This is a genomic window from Oleiagrimonas soli, from assembly GCF_000761445.1.
Classification (GTDB): Bacteria; Pseudomonadota; Gammaproteobacteria; order Xanthomonadales; family Rhodanobacteraceae; genus Oleiagrimonas; species Oleiagrimonas soli.
This window is the reverse complement of record NZ_KN196470.1, coordinates 2,312,030-2,329,492: the sequence shown is the minus strand read 5'-3', so window position 1 is coordinate 2,329,492 and position 17,463 is coordinate 2,312,030. Positions and strand designations below refer to the sequence as shown.

14 protein-coding genes are annotated in these 17,463 nt (G+C 65.9%); 7 read left to right on the top strand and 7 right to left on the bottom strand.

Annotated features, from left to right (window positions below; genetic code table 11):
- Nucleotides 1–39: 39 nt before the first annotated feature.
- Together msrA (LF63_RS10300) and msrB are read right to left on the bottom strand one after the other, a co-directional pair.
- Complete coding sequence (gene msrA / locus LF63_RS10300; RefSeq protein WP_043101556.1) at nucleotides 40–552, bottom strand: peptide-methionine (S)-S-oxide reductase MsrA; 513 nt, start codon at nucleotides 550–552, stop codon at nucleotides 40–42.
- Entirely contained in the window at nucleotides 549–1,013 is a 465-nt protein-coding gene (msrB, locus tag LF63_RS10295; RefSeq protein ID WP_043101554.1) for a peptide-methionine (R)-S-oxide reductase MsrB, read from the bottom strand. The genes msrA (LF63_RS10300) and msrB overlap by 4 nt, the downstream gene beginning before the upstream one ends.
- Nucleotides 1,014–1,305: 292 nt before the next feature.
- Between msrB and LF63_RS10290 the strand changes: the two genes are divergently transcribed.
- The gene (locus tag LF63_RS10290; RefSeq protein WP_043101551.1) at nucleotides 1,306–2,001 is read left to right on the top strand and encodes a GNAT family N-acetyltransferase; all 696 of its coding nucleotides are present in this window, start codon (nucleotides 1,306–1,308) and stop codon (nucleotides 1,999–2,001) included.
- Nucleotides 2,002–2,035: 34 nt separating this feature from the next.
- Here LF63_RS10290 and LF63_RS16375 read toward each other — a convergent pair whose 3' ends face one another.
- Entirely contained in the window at nucleotides 2,036–5,344 is a 3,309-nt protein-coding gene (locus LF63_RS16375) for a bifunctional diguanylate cyclase/phosphodiesterase (protein WP_052394951.1), read from the bottom strand.
- Nucleotides 5,345–5,561: 217 nt separating this feature from the next.
- Nucleotides 5,562–6,329, bottom strand: a complete 768-nt coding sequence (locus LF63_RS10280; RefSeq protein ID WP_043101549.1) for a queuosine precursor transporter — start codon at nucleotides 6,327–6,329, stop codon at nucleotides 5,562–5,564.
- Between the two features lie 124 nt (nucleotides 6,330–6,453).
- Between LF63_RS10280 and LF63_RS10275 the strand changes: the two genes are divergently transcribed.
- Nucleotides 6,454–7,419, top strand: a complete 966-nt coding sequence (locus LF63_RS10275) for an ABC transporter ATP-binding protein (RefSeq protein WP_052394950.1) — start codon at nucleotides 6,454–6,456, stop codon at nucleotides 7,417–7,419.
- Complete coding sequence (locus tag LF63_RS10270) at nucleotides 7,416–8,177, top strand: ABC transporter permease (protein ID WP_043101547.1); 762 nt, start codon at nucleotides 7,416–7,418, stop codon at nucleotides 8,175–8,177. The genes LF63_RS10275 and LF63_RS10270 overlap by 4 nt, the downstream gene beginning before the upstream one ends.
- Here LF63_RS10270 and LF63_RS10265 read toward each other — a convergent pair.
- On the bottom strand, nucleotides 8,159–9,094 hold the full coding sequence (locus LF63_RS10265) for an alpha/beta hydrolase (protein WP_152569311.1): 936 nt from the start codon (nucleotides 9,092–9,094) through the stop codon (nucleotides 8,159–8,161). The two genes, LF63_RS10270 and LF63_RS10265, sit on opposite strands and share 19 nt — an antisense overlap.
- 317 nt (nucleotides 9,095–9,411) lie before the next feature.
- Here LF63_RS10265 and LF63_RS10260 point away from each other — a divergent pair, with 317 nt between their 5' ends.
- Nucleotides 9,412–10,449 carry an aldo/keto reductase gene (locus LF63_RS10260; RefSeq protein WP_043101546.1) on the top strand — a complete coding sequence of 346 codons (1,038 nt, stop codon included), beginning with the start codon at nucleotides 9,412–9,414 and terminating at the stop codon, nucleotides 10,447–10,449.
- 78 nt (nucleotides 10,450–10,527) lie between these two features.
- Here LF63_RS10260 and LF63_RS10255 read toward each other — a convergent pair whose 3' ends face one another.
- A complete protein-coding gene (locus tag LF63_RS10255) occupies nucleotides 10,528–11,349 on the bottom strand; it encodes an SH3 domain-containing protein (protein ID WP_052394948.1) in 822 nt (273 codons plus the stop codon).
- Nucleotides 11,350–11,849: 500 nt separating this feature from the next.
- On the opposite strand from LF63_RS10255, the gene LF63_RS10250 reads away from it, so the two are divergent.
- Nucleotides 11,850–12,752 carry a lysozyme gene (locus LF63_RS10250; protein WP_043101544.1) on the top strand — a complete coding sequence of 301 codons (903 nt, stop codon included), beginning with the start codon at nucleotides 11,850–11,852 and terminating at the stop codon, nucleotides 12,750–12,752.
- Between the two features lie 54 nt (nucleotides 12,753–12,806).
- Here the strand turns inward: LF63_RS10250 and msrA (LF63_RS10245) are convergent, their stop codons facing one another.
- On the bottom strand, nucleotides 12,807–13,517 hold the full coding sequence (gene msrA, locus LF63_RS10245; RefSeq protein WP_052394946.1) for a peptide-methionine (S)-S-oxide reductase MsrA: 711 nt from the start codon (nucleotides 13,515–13,517) through the stop codon (nucleotides 12,807–12,809).
- 311 nt (nucleotides 13,518–13,828) lie between these two features.
- On the opposite strand from msrA (LF63_RS10245), the gene LF63_RS10240 reads away from it, so the two are divergent.
- Both LF63_RS10240 and LF63_RS10235 read left to right on the top strand, forming a co-directional pair.
- Nucleotides 13,829–14,605, top strand: coding sequence for an iron-containing redox enzyme family protein (locus LF63_RS10240; protein WP_043101542.1), 777 nt, complete (start codon nucleotides 13,829–13,831; stop codon nucleotides 14,603–14,605).
- A gap of 111 nt (nucleotides 14,606–14,716) precedes the next feature.
- Nucleotides 14,717–17,425: a putative bifunctional diguanylate cyclase/phosphodiesterase gene (locus LF63_RS10235; protein WP_043101541.1), complete on the top strand. Its 2,709-nt coding sequence runs from the start codon at nucleotides 14,717–14,719 to the stop codon at nucleotides 17,423–17,425.
- Nucleotides 17,426–17,463: the final 38 nt, after the last annotated feature.

Below are 17,463 nucleotides of genomic sequence, written 5' to 3'. Positions count from 1 at the left end.
GACCGAGCGGCGGCGTGATGCGAACAGGCGGAGCGCCGGTCAGCCGGCGTTCTCGTTGCGTTTCGGCAATACCCAATCGGGCCGGATGAAGTGGCAGGTGTAGCCGGTCGGGTAGTGCTGCAGGTAGTCCTGATGTTCCGGTTCGGCCTCCCAGAAATCGCCGGCGGGGGCCACTTCGGTCACGACCTTGCCGGGCCACAGACCGGACGCCTCGACATCGGCGATGGTGTCCTCGGCGATGCGCTTCTGTGTCTCGTCGGCGTAGAAGATCGCCGAGCGGTAGCTGGCGCCGACGTCGTTGCCCTGGCGGTTCGGCGTGGTCGGATCGTGAATCTGGAAGAAGAATTCCAGCATGCGGCGGTAGCTGGTCGCGGCCGGGTCGAACAGGATCTCGATGGCCTCGGCGTGACTGCCGTGGTGGCGGTAGGTGGCGTTGGGCACGTCGCCGCCGGTGTAGCCGACACGGGTGGCGATCACGCCGGGCTGTTTGCGGATCAGTTCCTGCATGCCCCAGAAGCAGCCGCCGGCGAGCAGGGCGCGTTCGGTCGTCATGACGCGTTTTCCTCGTGGTTGTTGTCGAACAGTCTGCGGTAGTCGCCGTAGCCCTCGCTTTCCAGCTGGTCGACGGGAATGAAACGCAGCGCGGCGGAGTTGATGCAATAGCGCAGCCCCCCTTGATCGGCGGGGCCGTCCGGGAACACGTGGCCGAGGTGGCTGTCGCCGTGTCCCGAGCGCACTTCGGTGCGAATCATGCCGTGCGTGGTGTCGCGGCGTTCGATCACGTTGTCGCTCTCCACCGGGCGCGTGAAGCTGGGCCAGCCGCAGCCGCTGTCGAACTTGTCCATGGAAGTGAACAGCGGTTCGCCGGAGACGATGTCGACGTACAGCCCGGCTTCCTTGTGGTCGTGGAAGGCGTTGCTGAACGGACGCTCGGTGCCCGATTCCTGAGTCACGTGGTACTGCTCGGGCGTCAGGCGGGCCAGGGCTTCGGGCGTCTTGCGGTAGTCGGACATGGCGGACCTCATAGGACGACGGGGAGATCTCGAAGATGGGGACGGGAGTGCGTGCGTCCAAGCTTCGCCGGGTGAGCGGACCTTGCACAAGTGCGGCAGCGATCACTCGTCGAATCGACCCAGGTGCGCCGCGTCCGTGTGCGTTGCACTTGCTCCGCCGGCATGCTCCGTCTTCGGGTGCTCCCCGAGTCGACCACCGGTGGCGCGCCGCGTACACGCAGGTGCGGAACGGTCGGCCTGCGGACGCGGCTTTGGCGTAGACTGCATCGCTTGTCCGAACGCGAATCCCCGCATGCACGACGAGGCGCTCGACAATCCGTTCTGGTCTTCGCTGACGAGCTGGCATCGCGCGCTCGCCGTGGGCGAGGGCGAGGGCGACGTGCGGCGTTATCCGGCGGCGTATGCGCCGTTCCTGGGCGTGGCGCACGCTGACGCCGACGCGGCAAAGATCGAGTCCGCGCTCGATGCGCTGGTGGAACCCGATTCGACCTGGCTGCTGCTCGGCGTCGCACCGCGGCTGTCGGCGGCGTGGTCTTTCGAGACGTTCCGGCCGCTGGCGCAAATGGTTTGTGACGCGCCGTTGCCGACGCTCGACGGACCGGAGATCATCGAGCTCGACGCGCGCCATCGCGCCGATGTGCTGGAACTGGTCGCGCGGGTCTACCCGCATTACTTCCGCGAGCGCACGACGGAACTGGGTCGCTACTTCGGCATCTACCGCGACGGTCGTCTGGCGGCGATGGCGGGCGAGCGCCTCGGCGCGGAGCGCGCGAGAGAGATCAGCGCGGTGTGCACTGATCCGGCGTACACGGGGCGCGGCTATGCGCGGCAGCTGATTGCGTTCCTGGTCAACGATCATCTGCAGCGCGGATGGACGCCCTATCTGCACGTCAGCCAGGACAATGAGCGCGCACGCGATCTCTATCTGCGCATGGGTTTCCGCCAACGACGCGAGATCGGTTTCTGGGCCTTGCGCAGAGCGTCCTGACGGCGGTCCGCATGAGCGAGACATCGCAGGTGCGTCAGTACGAATCTCCCGCCATGCGCAGCTCGAACCGGTTCTTGGCGTCGGCCAGCCCGTCGCGCAGCAGTACAAGGAAATCCTCGGGCGGTACCGGTTTGCTGAACAGATAACCCTGCATGTCGATGCAGCCGTGTTGCAGCAGCATGGCTGCTTCGTCGGGCGTTTCCACGCCCTCGGCGATCATGCCGAAACCGAGGGCCTGCGACATCGCGATGATGGCCTGAACGATGGCGTACTTGCGCTGGTCCCCCGACAGGCCGCGCACGAACTCGCGGTCGATCTTCAGTGTGTCGAAGCGATACTGCGCCAGATAACTGAGATTGGAGTAGCCGGTGCCGAAGTCGTCCACGGCCAGGCGCACGCCGAGTTTCTTGAGTTGCCGCAGCAGCTCCACGGCCTGGTCCCGGTGCAGGAACATCTGGCTTTCGGTGAACTCGATCTCCAGGTACTTGGCGGGGATGCCGGTTTCTCTGAGCGTTTCGCGGGTGTATTCGAGCAGGCGCTCGTTGTCTATGTGCGCCAGCGACACGTTGACCGAAACCGGCACCACGCGCTGGCCGCGCTTGAGCCATGTCGCGATCAGCCGGCAGACCTCGCGCATGACCCATTCGTCGATCTGCGTGATCAGGCCGACTTCCTCGGCCAGTTCGATGAAGACGTTGGGCGACACGGCGCTGCCATCGTCGCGCGTCCAGCGCACCAGCGCCTCGGCGCCGATCACGTTGCCTTCCGGCCATCGCACCTTGGGCTGGTAGACGATGTTCAGCATGTTGTTCTGCAGCGCGTGACGCAGCGAGTGTTCGATGGCCAGCCGTTCCTCGGCCTTCTCGCTCATGGTCTGCGTGAAATAGCTGTAGCGCGCGCGGCCGGTCTGCTTGGCGTGGTACAGCGCGGTGTCGGCCTGCTTCATCAGCGTGCGCGTGTCGGTCGAGTCCTGCGGGAACATGGCAATGCCCACGCTGCCGGAGATGTGCAGTTCGCGATCCTCGAACGGGATGATCTGCTCGATGGCGCCGATCGCCTTTTCGGCGAGGCGCGCCGCGTCGCGTGGGTCGCCGAGCCGGTTCAGCAGGATGACGAATTCGTCGCCGCCCTGACGGCTGACCGTGTCGTCGCTGCGCACCGAACTGCGCAGCCGCCGGGCCACCTCGCGCAGCACATGATCGCCGGCCAGATGGCCCAGCGAATCATTGATGTTCTTGAAGTGATCCAGATCGATGAACAGCAGTGCTCCTTGCATGCCCGGGCGCAGGCTGGCCAGCGCATGCGACAGACGATCCTGCAGCAGTACGCGATTGGGCAGGTCGGTCAGGTAGTCGTGTTGCGCCAGATGCGACATCTTCAGCGCCATCGCGCGCGATTCGCTGACGTCGTGAAAGACCATGATGCCGCCGACCACCTCGCCGTTGCGATCGTGGATCGGCGAGGCCGAATCCTCGATCGGCGTCTCCAGGCCGTCGCGGCGGCGCAGCGCACTGTTGGCCTGCAGGGCGACGATGCGGTTTTCGCGGATAGCGACTTCGAGCGGATTGAGCGGCGCTTCGCCGGATTCGATGTCGATCAGCTGCACGACTTCGGCGAAGGATTTTCCGAGCGCTTCCTTTTCTTCCCAGCCGGTCATGTCGATGGCGATCGGGTTCATCATCGTCACGCGCATGCGCGTGTCGCAGGCGATCACGGCGTCGCCGATGGATTCGAGCATCATGTGCGCGCGGTCCATGGCCTCGAACAGCTCGGCCTCGGCTCGCTTGCGCTCCGTGACGTCGACGCCGAGCTTGTACATGCCGCGGACCGTGCCGTCGACGATGTGCGGAATGTAGGTCAGCTCGAAGGTGCGGCCGGCGCGCTCGATCTCCACGTTGGCGCGCTTGCCGGTCAGGCATTCCTGCTGCTTCGGGCGCAGGAACTGGCTGTAGTACGGACCGGCGACGTCGGCAGCGGGACGGCCGATGACCTCGGTCGGGTCCAGTCCCCACATCTGCAGGTAGCGACCGTTGGCGAAGCGGTACACGAGTTGGTCGTCGAGGTAGGCGATCAGTGCCGGCACGTTGTCGGTGATCTCGCGCAGGCGCGCTTCCAGTTCCTTGCGGTTGGTGATGTCGTGCGCCAGCACGAAGAAACCGTCGATGCGGTCGCCCTGGATCAGCGGCGTGTAGCGCACGTCCAGCCGCTGGCCGGTCGGCATGGTGATCTCGAACTGCTGCGCTTCGCCTTGCAGCACGCGCTGGATGCGCGGCGCCAGGCGTTCGGCGGTCTCCGGTCCGAAGATGTCCGTCGGCGTCTTGCCGATGACGTCGGCTTCGCGCAGGTCATACCACTCCAGGTAGCGCATGTTGACGTAGCGGTAGCGACAGTCGTTGTCGAGTTGCCCGATCAGACCGGGAATGTTGTCGGCGACGATCTGCAGGCGAGTCGAGGTGTCTTCCAGGCGGTGCGTGATGCGTTTGCGCTGGGCGAGAATCACGCTCATCAGCAGCGGGCCGGTTACCGCCAGGGCCGAGAAGAAGATCAATTCGGCCTCGTCCAGATGCTCGATGCCGACCGCGGCGTGGATCCATCCGCGGGCCTGCGCGGTGGCCAGGACGAACACCGCCGCGATGTTGAGGCTGCAGGCCAGGGTGGTGCCGAGCATGCCGAGTCGGTAGGCCACGAACAGCAACGGGATCGACCACACCACGAACGGGCTGGTGAGTCGCGTCACGGCCAGCAGCGTGACCAGCAGGGACAGGGTCAGTGTCAGCCAGAACAGTGTCGCGCGGTCGCCAATCGCGAGTCGGCGCAGGCGGGCGCCGTCGTAGGCCAGCAGGGGCGGCAGCAGCACCAACATGCCGACTGCGTCGCCCAGCCACCAGCGCCCGAAGGTCGGTGTCCACGGGGCGTGAAAGTACAGATGCACCACGGAAGCGCCAACCGCGGCTCCGGCCATTGGCGCCAGCATCATGGTCGCGGCGATGCCGAGCAGGAAAAAACGGTCGCCCAGCGCGCTGCCGAGCCGGAGGCCGAATTGACGGCACAGCAGCACGGCGACGGCGACTTCCACCATGTTGGCGGCGCCGTAGCCGAGCGACGCGAGTACGGGCGTACCCATGATCAGGTTCGCGAGCGTGGCCGCGACGAGACCGGCGATCAGCGTCGCGGGCAGCGACCGTAGATACTCGCGCAGCAGCAGCGCGACGAACAGGGCATTGGCGAACCAGGCTTCGGCCACGTACTTGGCCGTCTGCGACCAGGCGATCATGGCGATCGCCAGCATCAGATAGACCGTCGAAGCGACGAGCAGCCGCACGCCCGCAGTCCGGGGCTTCATGTCTGTCACGAACACGATTCCTTTGCGCAGAAAGTTCGGACGAGCACGAGCCGAAGCTAGCATAAAAAATGCCGCAGCGAGGCGGATTTACGGCATGCCGTTCATGTTTCCGGTGCGTGTCGCGGAGCGTGCGCCTCGCGTGGTGCAGCGCGCTCGCCGGGCGCGTCCGCCGTGCCGGATACCGATCCGGCGCTTCGATAGGGACGCGGTCGCGCGTTCAGTCGCGCCGCAGCGACTCGAGCTGCCCTTCGTCGCGCAGACTGAACGGCGTGAAGTGGGTGCCACGGTCGTAGGCGTCCACGCCTTCGCGGCGCTTGAGGAAGCCGACCACGGCGTAGGTCAGCGGCGTGAACACCACTTCTACCGCGACCTTCATCACCCAGTTGAAGACGATCACCTTGATCAGCGTCTGGCCTTCCCAGAGGCCGAGGAACGCTACCGGGTAGAACGTCAGGCTGTCGACGCCCTGGCCGACGATGGTCGAGCCGATGGTGCGCGTCCACAGATGACGGCCCTCGGTCCAGATCTTCATCTTCGCCATCACGTAGGAATTGGCGAAATCGCCCAGCCAGTAGGCCAGCATCGAGGCCGCGACGATGCGGCCGGTGTTGCCGAACACGATCTCCAGCGCCGGCTGCAGCGTGCGGTTGAACGGTTCGCCTGGGCTGGCGGGAATGGCCAGGATGGCCCAGGTCATCAGCGTGGCGAAGGCCAGGCCGCCGAAGCCCGCCCAGATCGCGCGGCGGGCGCGCGAGTAGCCGTATACCTCGGTCAGCACGTCGCCGAAGATGTAGCTGAAGGGGAAGAACAGATTGCCGGCGCCGAAGCTCACCGCGCCCAGCAGGGGCAGGGTGACGATGCCGACCTTGGCCGGGCCGATCAGGTTGGCGCTGAGCAGCACGGCGACCATGCCGCCGACCATCAGGTCGTAGTAGCGGAAGCTGCGCGGCGGCGCGGCGGCGGGAGCGGTCGGGGTGTCGGTCATGGCGGCGGCGGCGAGGAGCGAAGCGCCGAAGATAGCAGTCCCCGGGCCATCTGCCATGCCTCCGGTACAATTTCTGTACCGCGACGTGTAGGATTGCGTTTTCCCCTTCACGGAAAGTGTTCGGATGCAGACTTCGTCGCCCCTTGCCGCCGAAGCGGCAGCGCCCGGCGTCGCGGTGCGCGTACGCGGCCTCGGCAAGACCTACGCCGGCGGTTTCACGGCCCTGCAGGATGTCGATCTGGACATCCGCAAGGGCGAATTGTTCGCTTTGCTGGGGCCCAACGGCGCCGGCAAGACCACCCTCATCAGCATTGTCTGCGGCATCGTCAATCCCAGCCGCGGCACGGTCACCGCCGATGGCCACGACGTGACCCGCGAATACCGCGCGGCGCGCGAGAAGATCGGCCTGGTGCCGCAGGAACTGACCACCGACGCCTTCGAGACGGTGTGGAACACGGTCAGCTTCAGCCGCGGCCTGTTCGGCAAGGCGAAGAACCCGGCCTACATCGAGAAGCTGCTGCGCGACCTGTCGCTGTGGGACAAGAAGGACAGCAAGATCATGATGCTGTCCGGCGGCATGAAGCGGCGCGTGATGATCGCCAAGGCGCTCTCGCACGAGCCGGAAATCCTGTTCCTCGACGAGCCCACCGCCGGCGTCGACGTGGAACTGCGCCGCGACATGTGGGAGGTCGTGCGCGGACTGCGCGAACGCGGCGTCACCATCATCCTGACCACGCACTACATCGAGGAGGCCGAGCAGATGGCCGACCGCGTGGGCGTGATCAACAAGGGCCGCATCATGCTGGTCGAGGACACCGCCGAGCTGATGCGCAAGCTCGGCGAGAAGCGCCTGATCCTGCAGTTGTCCGAGCCGCTGCAACGCGTCCCCGAAACATTGGCATCGCATCGCCTGACGCTGGCGGCCGACGGCCGCGAGCTGGTCTACACCTACGACGCCCAGGGCGAACGTACCGGCATCACCGGTCTGCTGCGTGAGCTGAGCGCGGCGGGCATCACGTTCCGCGATCTCAGCACCAAGCAGAGCTCGCTGGAGGAAATCTTCGTCAACCTGGTGAGGAGCAGCCAATGAATCTGCGCGCGATCGCCGCCATCTACCGTTTCGAGATGGCCCGCACCCGTCGCACGCTGCTGCAGAGCATCGTCGCGCCGGTGATTTCCACGTCGCTGTATTTCGTGGTGTTCGGCTCGGCCATCGGCTCGCGCATCACCGAGGTCGACGGCGTCAGCTACGGCGCGTTTATCGTGCCGGGCCTGATCATGCTCAACCTGCTCACGCAGAGCGTGTCCAATGCCTCGTTCGGCATCTACTTCCCGAAATTCACCGGCACCATCTACGAGATTCTGTCGGCGCCGGTGTCGTACCTGGAGATCGTGCTGAGCTACGCCGGCGCGGCGGCGACCAAGTCGATCATGCTCGGGATCATCATCCTGGCGACGGCGGCACTGTTCGTGCCGCTGCGGATCGAGCATCCGCTGTGGATGCTGCTGTTCATGTTCCTCACCGCGGCGACCTTCAGCCTGCTCGGTTTCATCATCGGCATCTGGGCCGACAACTTCGAGAAGCTGCAGCTGGTGCCGCTGCTGATCGTCACGCCGCTGACCTTCCTCGGCGGCAGTTTCTACTCGATCCACATGCTGCCGCCGCTGTGGCAGAAGGTGACGCTGTTCAACCCGGTGGTCTACCTGGTCAGCGGTTTCCGCTGGAGCTTCTACGGACTGGCCGACGTGAGCGTGGGACTGAGTCTGGGCATGATCGTGCTGTTCCTGGCGATCTGCCTGGCGACGATCGCCTGGATCTTCCGCACCGGCTACCGGTTGCGTACCTGATTCGCGGAGTCGGGCGGGGCGACGGCGCAGGCCGCGACGGGTAGCCCCAGCGATCGCATGGCCGCATCGACCTGACCGGTGTAGCCGTTGTCGCCGCCGAGATCGCGGTTGAGCGCCCGGTGCGTCAGGTCCACGGGCAGTACGTGGACGCGGCTGCCGAGCGCCGCGGCACGCTGCGCGAAGGCGCGGGTCTGTGCGCAGGAGATGGATCGCCTGGTCGAGCAGACCAACAGCATCGGCGGCGTGGTCCGGTGCAGACGTAGCGTCGGCGACATCGCGCGCCACAGCGCCGGGTCCTTGCCGAACGCGCGGTCGTAGAGCCGCAGGTGCGGCGCGCGCATCAGCGTCACCAGGTCGTAGGCCGCGCTGTCCAGCGCCACGGTGCCGGCCCACGGCTTGGCGCCCTGCGCTTCGGCGATGTCGGGCGCGGCGCTCAACAGGACGACCAGATGCGCGCCGGCCGAGTGTCCCAGCAGCACGATGCGATGCGGGTCGCCGCCCCAGGCGCGCGCCTCGCGCTGCACGTAGGCCAGCGCGCGCGCCACGTCCTCCGCCTCGCGTTGCGGGTCGATCGGCGCCTGCATGCGGTAGTTGGTCGAGACCACGATCGCGCCCGCCGCCGTCCAGTGCGCGACCTTGCCGTCGACGAAGGCGCGCATCGCCTTGTCGCCGCGCCGCCAGCCGCCGCCGTGCACCATCAGCAGGATCGGCGCATGACGGGCGTGCCGAGGCCGGTACACGTCCAGGCGCTGACCGGGCTGCGGTCCGTAGGCGAGATCGCGCTGCACGACCGGCGATGTCGCGTGCGCCTGAAGACAGGACGACGATGCCGATGCAGCCGTCGTCATCGCGATGACGATCGCGAGCGTCGCCGCGAACCAGGGTGCGATGCGATGTACCCGCGAGCGTGAACCCATGATGGACTCCTGCCGATTTTGCATGACTGTCATCGTTCCAGGCGATCAATGTGAGCCGGAGGTGGGACATATACAACGCGCTTTGCGCTCGAAGGATGACAGCAAGTGCATCACTTGCATGACTTTTTCATGTGCGTTGCCCTGCGTTTGCCGGTGCGCGCCGCCGTGTCGGCGTTTCGCGGACTGGCTGGATCTTCGTGGCGAGGGTGTCGGTGCGCCGATTGAAATTTCTCTGCGCGTCCGCACGCAGGGAAAGCAGGCGGCCCGATCTGGACCGTTTCCCACATTCACACTCACACTCGATCGAGGAGTGCACCATGGAATACCGACAACTGGGCCGTTCCGGCCTGCGCGTTCCCGTTCTCAGCTTCGGCACCGGTACGTTCGGCGGCAAGGGCGAATTCTTTGAAGCCTGGGGTCGCACCGATGTCGACGAGGCGCGGCGTCTGATCGACATCTGCCTGGAAGCCGGCGTCAACCTGTTCGACAGCGCCGACATCTACTCCGCGGGCCGTTCGGAGGAAGTGCTGGGCGAGGCGCTGAAAGGGCGTCGCGACGAGGTGCTGATCTCGACCAAGGCCACCTTCCGCAGCGGCGATGGTCCGAACGACGTCGGCTCCTCGCGGTTCCACCTGATCGACGCCGTGGACAAGGCGCTCAAGCGCCTACAGACCGACCGCATCGACCTGTTCCAGCTGCACGGCTTCGATGCGATGACGCCGGTCGAGGAAACCCTCACCGCGCTCGACGATCTGGTCCGCGCCGGCAAGATCCGTTACATCGGCTGCTCCAATTTTTCCGGCTGGCATCTGATGAAGTCGCTGGCGGTCTCCGAGCGTCACAACCTGTCGCGCTATGTCGCGCATCAGGCCTACTATTCGCTGATCGGCCGCGACTACGAGTGGGAGCTGATGCCGCTGGCGCAGGACCAGGGCGTCGGCGCGGTGGTGTGGAGTCCGCTGGGCTGGGGCCGCCTGACCGGTAAGATTCGCCGGGGCCAGCCGCTGCCGGAGACCAGTCGTCTGCACAAGACTTCCGACGCCGGGCCGCAGGTCGACGATGAATACCTCTACAACGTGGTCGACGCGCTCGACGCCGTTGCCGAGGAAACCGGCAAGAGCGTGCCGCAGATCGCCTTGAACTGGCTGCTGCAGCGTCCGACCGTGGCGACGGTGATCGTCGGTGCGCGCAACGAGGCGCAGCTGCGCCAGAACCTGGGCGCGGTGGGTTGGAACCTGACGCCGGAGCAGGTGGCGCGACTGGACGCGGCGAGCGAACCGGCCAAAGCCTATCCGTACTGGCATCAGGCGCAGTTCAAGGAGCGCAACCCGTTCCCGACCGCGCGCGCGGAGTAGTCGCCAGAGGCGTGCGCCAAGAAAAAGGGCGGGAATCTTCCCGCCCTTTTTCTTTATTGCGCGCGACGCTGCATTCGATCAGCGCTTGTCGCGGTCGTGCCGGTCGCGACGATGATCGTTCTTGCCGCGATGGTGGTTGTCATTGCGCGAGCTGCCATGCGACGACTGCGTGTTGCGCTGCGCGGATGCACGGTTGCGCGCATCGTTGCGGTGCGGTGCGCGTGCGCCGCGGTACTCGGGGGCGGAGCGATGCAACACGGTCGGTGCGAGTCGGCGGCGCGTCTGGGCCTGATGCTGCTCGACCCGGCGGTGCTCGTCGCGACGATGTTCAAAGCGCTGCCGTTCGTGTCGACGCTGTTCGGCGCGATGGCGTTCCACGCGACGGTGCTCGATGTGCTCGCGTTCGACGTGCTGGCGATACCGGTAGCGGTCGCGGTCATGGTCGCGATGCACGAAGCGCGGCGGCGCGTGGCGGTAGCGGTAGGGTGGCGCGCGATGACGCGGGTGGTAGCCATACCAGTAATCGCGATGGCCGTAGAACGCGCGGTGGCGATAGTGGCGGTGCCAGTAATCGCCGATCACGAAGCGGACCACCGGGATGCCGATGATCGCGCCGTAGCCGTAGATCGGTACCCAGCGCTGCCGGTACGGGTAGCGGATGAAGTTGCCCGCGACCCAGCCGCGGTGGCCGTAGGCGATCACGTCGCACCAGGCCCAGTCGTCCGTGCAGCCCTGGACATACAGCGGCGTGCCGCCCGGGATCAGATCGACGATCGGATAGCCGATGTCGGGACCGGCGCGCATGTTGACGGTGACGTCCGCGTAGGCGCGGGTCGCCTGTGCGGCCGCGGGAAGGGCCAGTAGAAGCGTGAACGCGAAAAGCCAGGCGTGACGTCTCATGGCGTTTCTCCTGCGTGGTGGATCGGACGCCGTATCTGCAAGGACACGGCACGAGCGGGACCGGTTTCCCCATCGGGAAGGCGGTGCGCATTCCGTCGCGACGCATGTCCGCGATACGGATCATGCCCACGTGAATATGAACGGGAGCGTCCCGCAGCGCGTTGACGGCCGGCGCGCCGCGGGTTGGGCGGCGTTCATGCGGCGCGGTCGTTCAGGATTCGGCATGCACGTATCCAGCAAGACCGAAATGCGCGTGATGTGTGTCACATCATCATCATCCGCGGCGTGCATGATGAGATTTGTCGGTCGCCTGGCGACCGACCGCCGCCGGCACCGTCAACCCGGAGAGGTCATGCGGACCGACGGCGCGCACGCGAATCCCAGGACGGGATCGCGTCGGGGGAAAGGTCTTGCCGACAAGGCCATGGACCGGCAGGGAGGCCGCGTTGAATCCCTTTCTGCCGGACTTCATTACTCCACACCATCATGAGGAGAACACGATGTCCGTACTCATGCACAAGCACGTACTCGCGGCCGCTCTGGCCATCGCCGGCGTCACCGCCATCGCCGGCGCGCAAGCCGCTCCTGCTCAGGATGCGCTGCATCCGCCGCAGGGCGTCAGCAATCAGGAACTGGCGCACATGAACCCCTCGATCCCGCTGAAGCTCGCCGCGCGCATCGCCGCCGAGTCGCATGCCATGGGTTCGCAGATCCGCCTGCATGAAGGCACGTCGCAGCAGATGCAGGTGAACGGTTACCTGTACGCCGCGGCCACCGGTTCCGTCGCCGGCATGGACGTGAGCGGCTACCAGGGCAACGTCGCCTGGAGCACCGCGTACAACAATGGCGCGCGTTTCGCCTATGTGAAGGCGACCGAAGGCACGTACTACACCAATCCGTATTTCGCCCAGCAGTACAACGGTTCCTACAACGTGGGCATGATCCGCGGCTCGTATCATTTCGCGCGTCCGGACACCACCAGCGGCGCCACGCAGGCCGACTACTTCGTCAATCACGGCGGCGGTTGGTCCGGTGACGGCAAGACCCTGCCGGGCGCGGTCGATCTGGAATACAACCCGTACGGCTCGACCTGCTACGGCAAGAGCAAGAGCGGCATGGCCAGCTGGATCGCCTCGTTCAGCAGCGAGTATCACGCGCGTACCGGTCGCTGGCCGGTGATCTACACCAGCACCAGCTGGTGGACGCAGTGCGTCGGCACGGCCGGCAACTTCGCCAACAACAGCCCGCTGTGGGTGGCGCGTTACTCGTCCAGCGTCGGCACTCTGCCGTACGCCTGGAGCTACTACACGTTCTGGCAGTACGCCGACTCGGGAACCTTCCCCGGCGATCAGGACAAGTTCAACGGCGCCTACAGCCAGCTGCAGGCGATCGCGAACGGCTGATCCGTTCCCCGACGGTTGCGCGGCCTCCGTTCCCTGAAGACGGAGGCCGTTTTTTTACGGCGAATAGGTCACCGGCGTCGCGCGGTACAGCGCGGGAAGCTGCTGTCGAAGCTGGGTGATCTTCGGTGCGTCGTTGACCGCGATGTACAGCGCGTTCGGGTGTAGTCGGGCATAGTCCTGGTGGTACGCCTCGGCCGGATAGAATCCGGTCAGCGGCTGGATGCGGGTGACGATGGGGCGGTCGAACGCGCCGGCGGCATCGAGTTGGCGGACGTAGGCTTGTGCGACGCGCGCCTGCTGCACATCGGCCGTGAAGATCACGCCGCGGTATTGCGTGCCGACGTCCGGACCCTGGCGGTCGCGCTGGGTCGGATCGGTGGCGACCGAGAAGTACACGCGCAGCAGCTGGCCATAGCTCACCTGCGACGGGTCGTAGCTCACGCGGACCGACTCGGCGTGGCCGGTGCCGCCGCCGCTGACGATGCCGTAGCGGGCCGTGGACGCCTGACCGCCTGCATAGCCGGCCTCGACGCGCTGCACGCCGCGAACGTGCTCGAACACCCATTGCATGCCCCAGAAGCATCCGCCGGCAAACACGGCCGTGCGCTCGCCGGCGTGCCGGGGTACTGGCGTATCCAGTTGCGGGGGCGGCACGGCGGATGACGTGCTGCGCGCGGGCGCCGTGGGGGCGCAGGCCGTCAGCGTGGCGAGCAGGACCGCGCAGAGCAGGCGTCGGACGTTGCGGGGGAAAGCGTGGACGATCATGGCCTGGCCTCGTCGGGGGACGTATCGCAGATGACCCGCGACGCGCGACAAAACTTACAGCGCGCTTCGGAGTGCGCCCGAAAACCGGCGCGGTCCGTGCGGGTCTTGCGGCTCATGCCCAATTTTTATCAGGAATTCAATGCGTTCGGATGCGCCAAAGTATTCCGTGACGAGTAGGCTGGCGTTGTGCCGGTACCTCGTTCATCGAGGCCGGCACGCGCGTCTAGCGACGTCGTCGACGTCGGGACGTGTCCGCACCGGTACGTGCAGGCATGCGTCGGTGCGGATTCATCCAACAATGGAGATTGATCATGAATACGCAATTCGAACGCAACGGGTCGTTGACGGAACTGAGCAGCTATCCGCAGTGGACGCAGGACATGGTGGGCACGTGTGAAGACGCCAAGCGCAGCGTCGTCGAGCATGAACTGTGGGATCTGATGCGGGACCGCACGATGGAATCGACGTCCACCCGCAACTTCATGGTCGGCATCTGGCCGGTCATCGAACGTTTCCCCGGCTACATGTCGATGAGCCTGCTGAAGACGCAGTTCGGTCGCAGCGCGGGCGACAACCTCGCGCGGCGCTGGCTGGTGCGCAACATCCGTGTCGAGCAGAACCATGCCGAGCACTGGCTGAACTGGGCCGAAGGCGCCGGCATCGGCCGCGACGAGGTGCTGCACGGACGCATTCCGCGCGGCGCCGACGTGCTGGCGCGCTGGTGCGAGGAAGCGGCCGGCAAGGATTCGCTGGCGGCCGGCATCGCCGCGACCAACTACGCCGTCGAGGGCGCGACCGGGGAGTGGTCGCAGATTCTGTTCGACAGCGCCTCGTACCGCGAGAGCTTCGAGGAATCCACGCGCACGCGCAGTCTGCGCTGGCTGCAACTGCACGCCGCCTACGACGACACCCATCCTTGGGAGGCGCTGGAAATCGTCTGTACGCTGATGGGAGGCAATCCGTCGGTTGACGATGTCGAGCACATCGCGGAATGTGTACGCCGTAGCTATGTCAGTATGAGAGTGCTCGCCGATATCTGCGTCGAACCCAGCAAGGCGACGCAGGCGGCAAACGAAGCCGCGGCGTAACCGGCAGACACGACCAGGCCGGTCGTCGTATGCTGAGGACGTTGCTGGGAGACAGGGACTGCGATGCGAATCGCTCGGGCCAGCTTGCAACAACCGCTCATACGGCGACTCATGCCACTGGCATGGGGACTGGCCGCCGTCGTGGGGCTGCTCTTGGCCCTGTCCTGGGGCGCCCTGAAGATCCAGGTTGCTCTCGCCGGTTTTCTCAACGGCGAGAGCATCTGGTCGAAGTCGCAGAAGCAGTCCGTGATCGATCTGGACGCGTACGCCGAGAGCGGCAACCCCGAGGAGTTGGCGAGTTTCCAGCAGCACTACACGGTGCTTCGTCATTTCCGCTTCGCGCGCGAGGAAGTGCGTCGCGATCATTACGACTACGATCACGTGGCGCGTCTGCTTCGCGAAGACAATGCGATGCCGAGCGCGATTCCGATGATCCTGTTCATGATGCGGCACCTGACGCAGGCACCGTACATGCGTGAATCGCTCGAAGCCTGGCGCTCCACGGACAGCCGCGTGGACGCTCTCGGCGTGATCGCGGAGCGGTTGCGCAACGCCTATGCGCAAGGCAACGTGACGCCGGCCTTCATCCATGAACAGCGTAAGGCCATCGCCGACCTCAATGCCTACATCGAACCGCGCAGCAACAACTTCTCGCATCTGATGGCGCGCGGCGCGGCCTGGGTGGCCGGACTGCTGTTCGGCGTGCTGGCGATCACCGGCGTGCTGGCCGTGCTGCTGTGGCTTTGGCTGGCGCGGCGCGTGTTGGTTGGCGTGCGCGGCACGGAAGAACGCTACCGCCTGCTGTTCGACAGCGCCGCCGACGCGATCCTGATGGTCGAGGACGTCAGCGGCGACATTCTGCAGGCCAACCGCATGGCTTCGCTGTGGACCGGGCTCAGCGAGGACCAATTGCGCGGACGGCCGTTCCTGGAACTGTTCGCGGAACACGATCGACGGCACCGGCGCGACCGTCACGTCAGCGATCTGCGTCATGTCGACGGCGGCACGCGTCCGGTGGAGATGTCCAGCAACGTGGTCGACTGGGGCGTCCGCAAGGTGCGCCAGGCGATTCTCCGCGACATCACCGAACGCGTCGACATGGCCCGCGAGCGTCGCATCGCTTCCGAGGCGATGGCCAGCGTCGCCGAGGGCGTCATCATCACCGACGCCTCGCGCCGGATTCTGACCGTGAACGCCGCGCATCAACGCCTGACCGGCTACAGCACGCTGGAAGTCGAAGGCATGCGCTTCGACGAACCCCGCCGCATGCCCGACGGGCAGCCGTTGCCGGAGACCGTGTGGGACGCGGTGGCGAAGGACGGTCACTGGAACGGCGAAGTGCAGTGCCGGCGTCGCGACGGCAGCGTGTATCCGGAGATGCTCAGCATCAGCGCGATCCGCAATGCCGATGGCCAGATCGAGCACTACGTCGCGGTATGCACCGACATCACCGACAGCAAGGCGGGCCAGCGCCATCTGCAGTATCTGGCCACGCACGATGCACTCACCGGCCTGGTCAATCGCGCCGAGTTCGAGCGCCGGGTCGCGGAGATGCTGCTGGTCGCCGAGCGCAAGCACGAAACCGTGGTGGTGGTGTTCGTCGATCTGGACAATTTCAAGCTGGTCAACGACAGCTACAGCCATGCCATCGGCGACAAGCTGCTGACGGTAGTCGCCGAGCGCATCCACCGTCATTTGCCGGCCGGCGCGGTGGCCAGCCGCATTGGCGGTGACGAGTTCACGGTGCTGGTCGGGCATCTCAAGGCGCGCGAGGACATCAACTGGTTCGCGCGTCAGCTGATCGAGACGCTGTCGCAGCCGATGGTCGTGGATGGCTACGACATCGTGCTCAGCGCCAGCATCGGCATCGCCTCGTTCCCGCTGGACGGCTACGATGCGACCACGCTGCTGACCAACGCCGACGCGGCCATGTACAGCGCCAAGCAGGAGGAGCGCAACACCTTCCGCTTCTACACGCCGCGCATGCGCGCCGACGCCAACCGCCGCCTGCTGCTGCTCACCGATCTGCGCCGCGCGTTGCAGGAGAACCAGTTCCAGTTGCTCTACCAGCCCAGCATCGCGTTCGCCGACAGCGGTCTGCTCGGCGCCGAGGCGCTGTTGCGCTGGCACCATCCGGAACGCGGCTACATCATGCCCAGCGAGTTCGTGCCGATGGCCGAGACGCTGGGCCTGATTCGCCACATCGACGAGTGGGTGCTCGACGGCGTGTGTCGGCAGATCGCGCAATGGAAACGCAGCGGCCTGAAGATCCGTCGCATCGCGGTGAACATCTCCGCAGGCTGGTTCTCGCATCCCGACTTCGTGCAGCAGCTGACCACCACTATCGAGCGCAATGCCGTCGATCCGCAGCAGATCATGCTGGAGATCACCGAGAGCACCATCCTGCATCTGGGCGAGGCCACGCGGCAGACCATGAGCGCGCTGCACGGACTCGGCGTGGCCATCGCCATCGACGATTTCGGCACCGGCTACTCCTCGCTGGCGTACCTCAAGTTGCCGGCGGTGGCCTACCTGAAGATCGACCGCTCCTTCGTCGACGGTCTGCCGGACAGCGCCGAGGACGCCAGCATCGTGCAGGCCATGCTGGTGATGGCGCGCAGCCTCGGCTTGGCGGTCATTGCTGAGGGCGTGGAGACCGAGGCGCAGCACGACTTCCTGCGCCTCGCCGGTTGCGAGGAAGGTCAGGGGTATCTGTATTCGCGACCGATCCAGGCCGACGAGCTGAGCGAGTTGCTACGTCGCGACGCGCAGCAGGACACAAAGCGACTGACGCTGGTTCCCCCGCGCACCAAGCCCTGACGCGATGCCGCGATCCATGCGCAGACATCGCAGCGCGC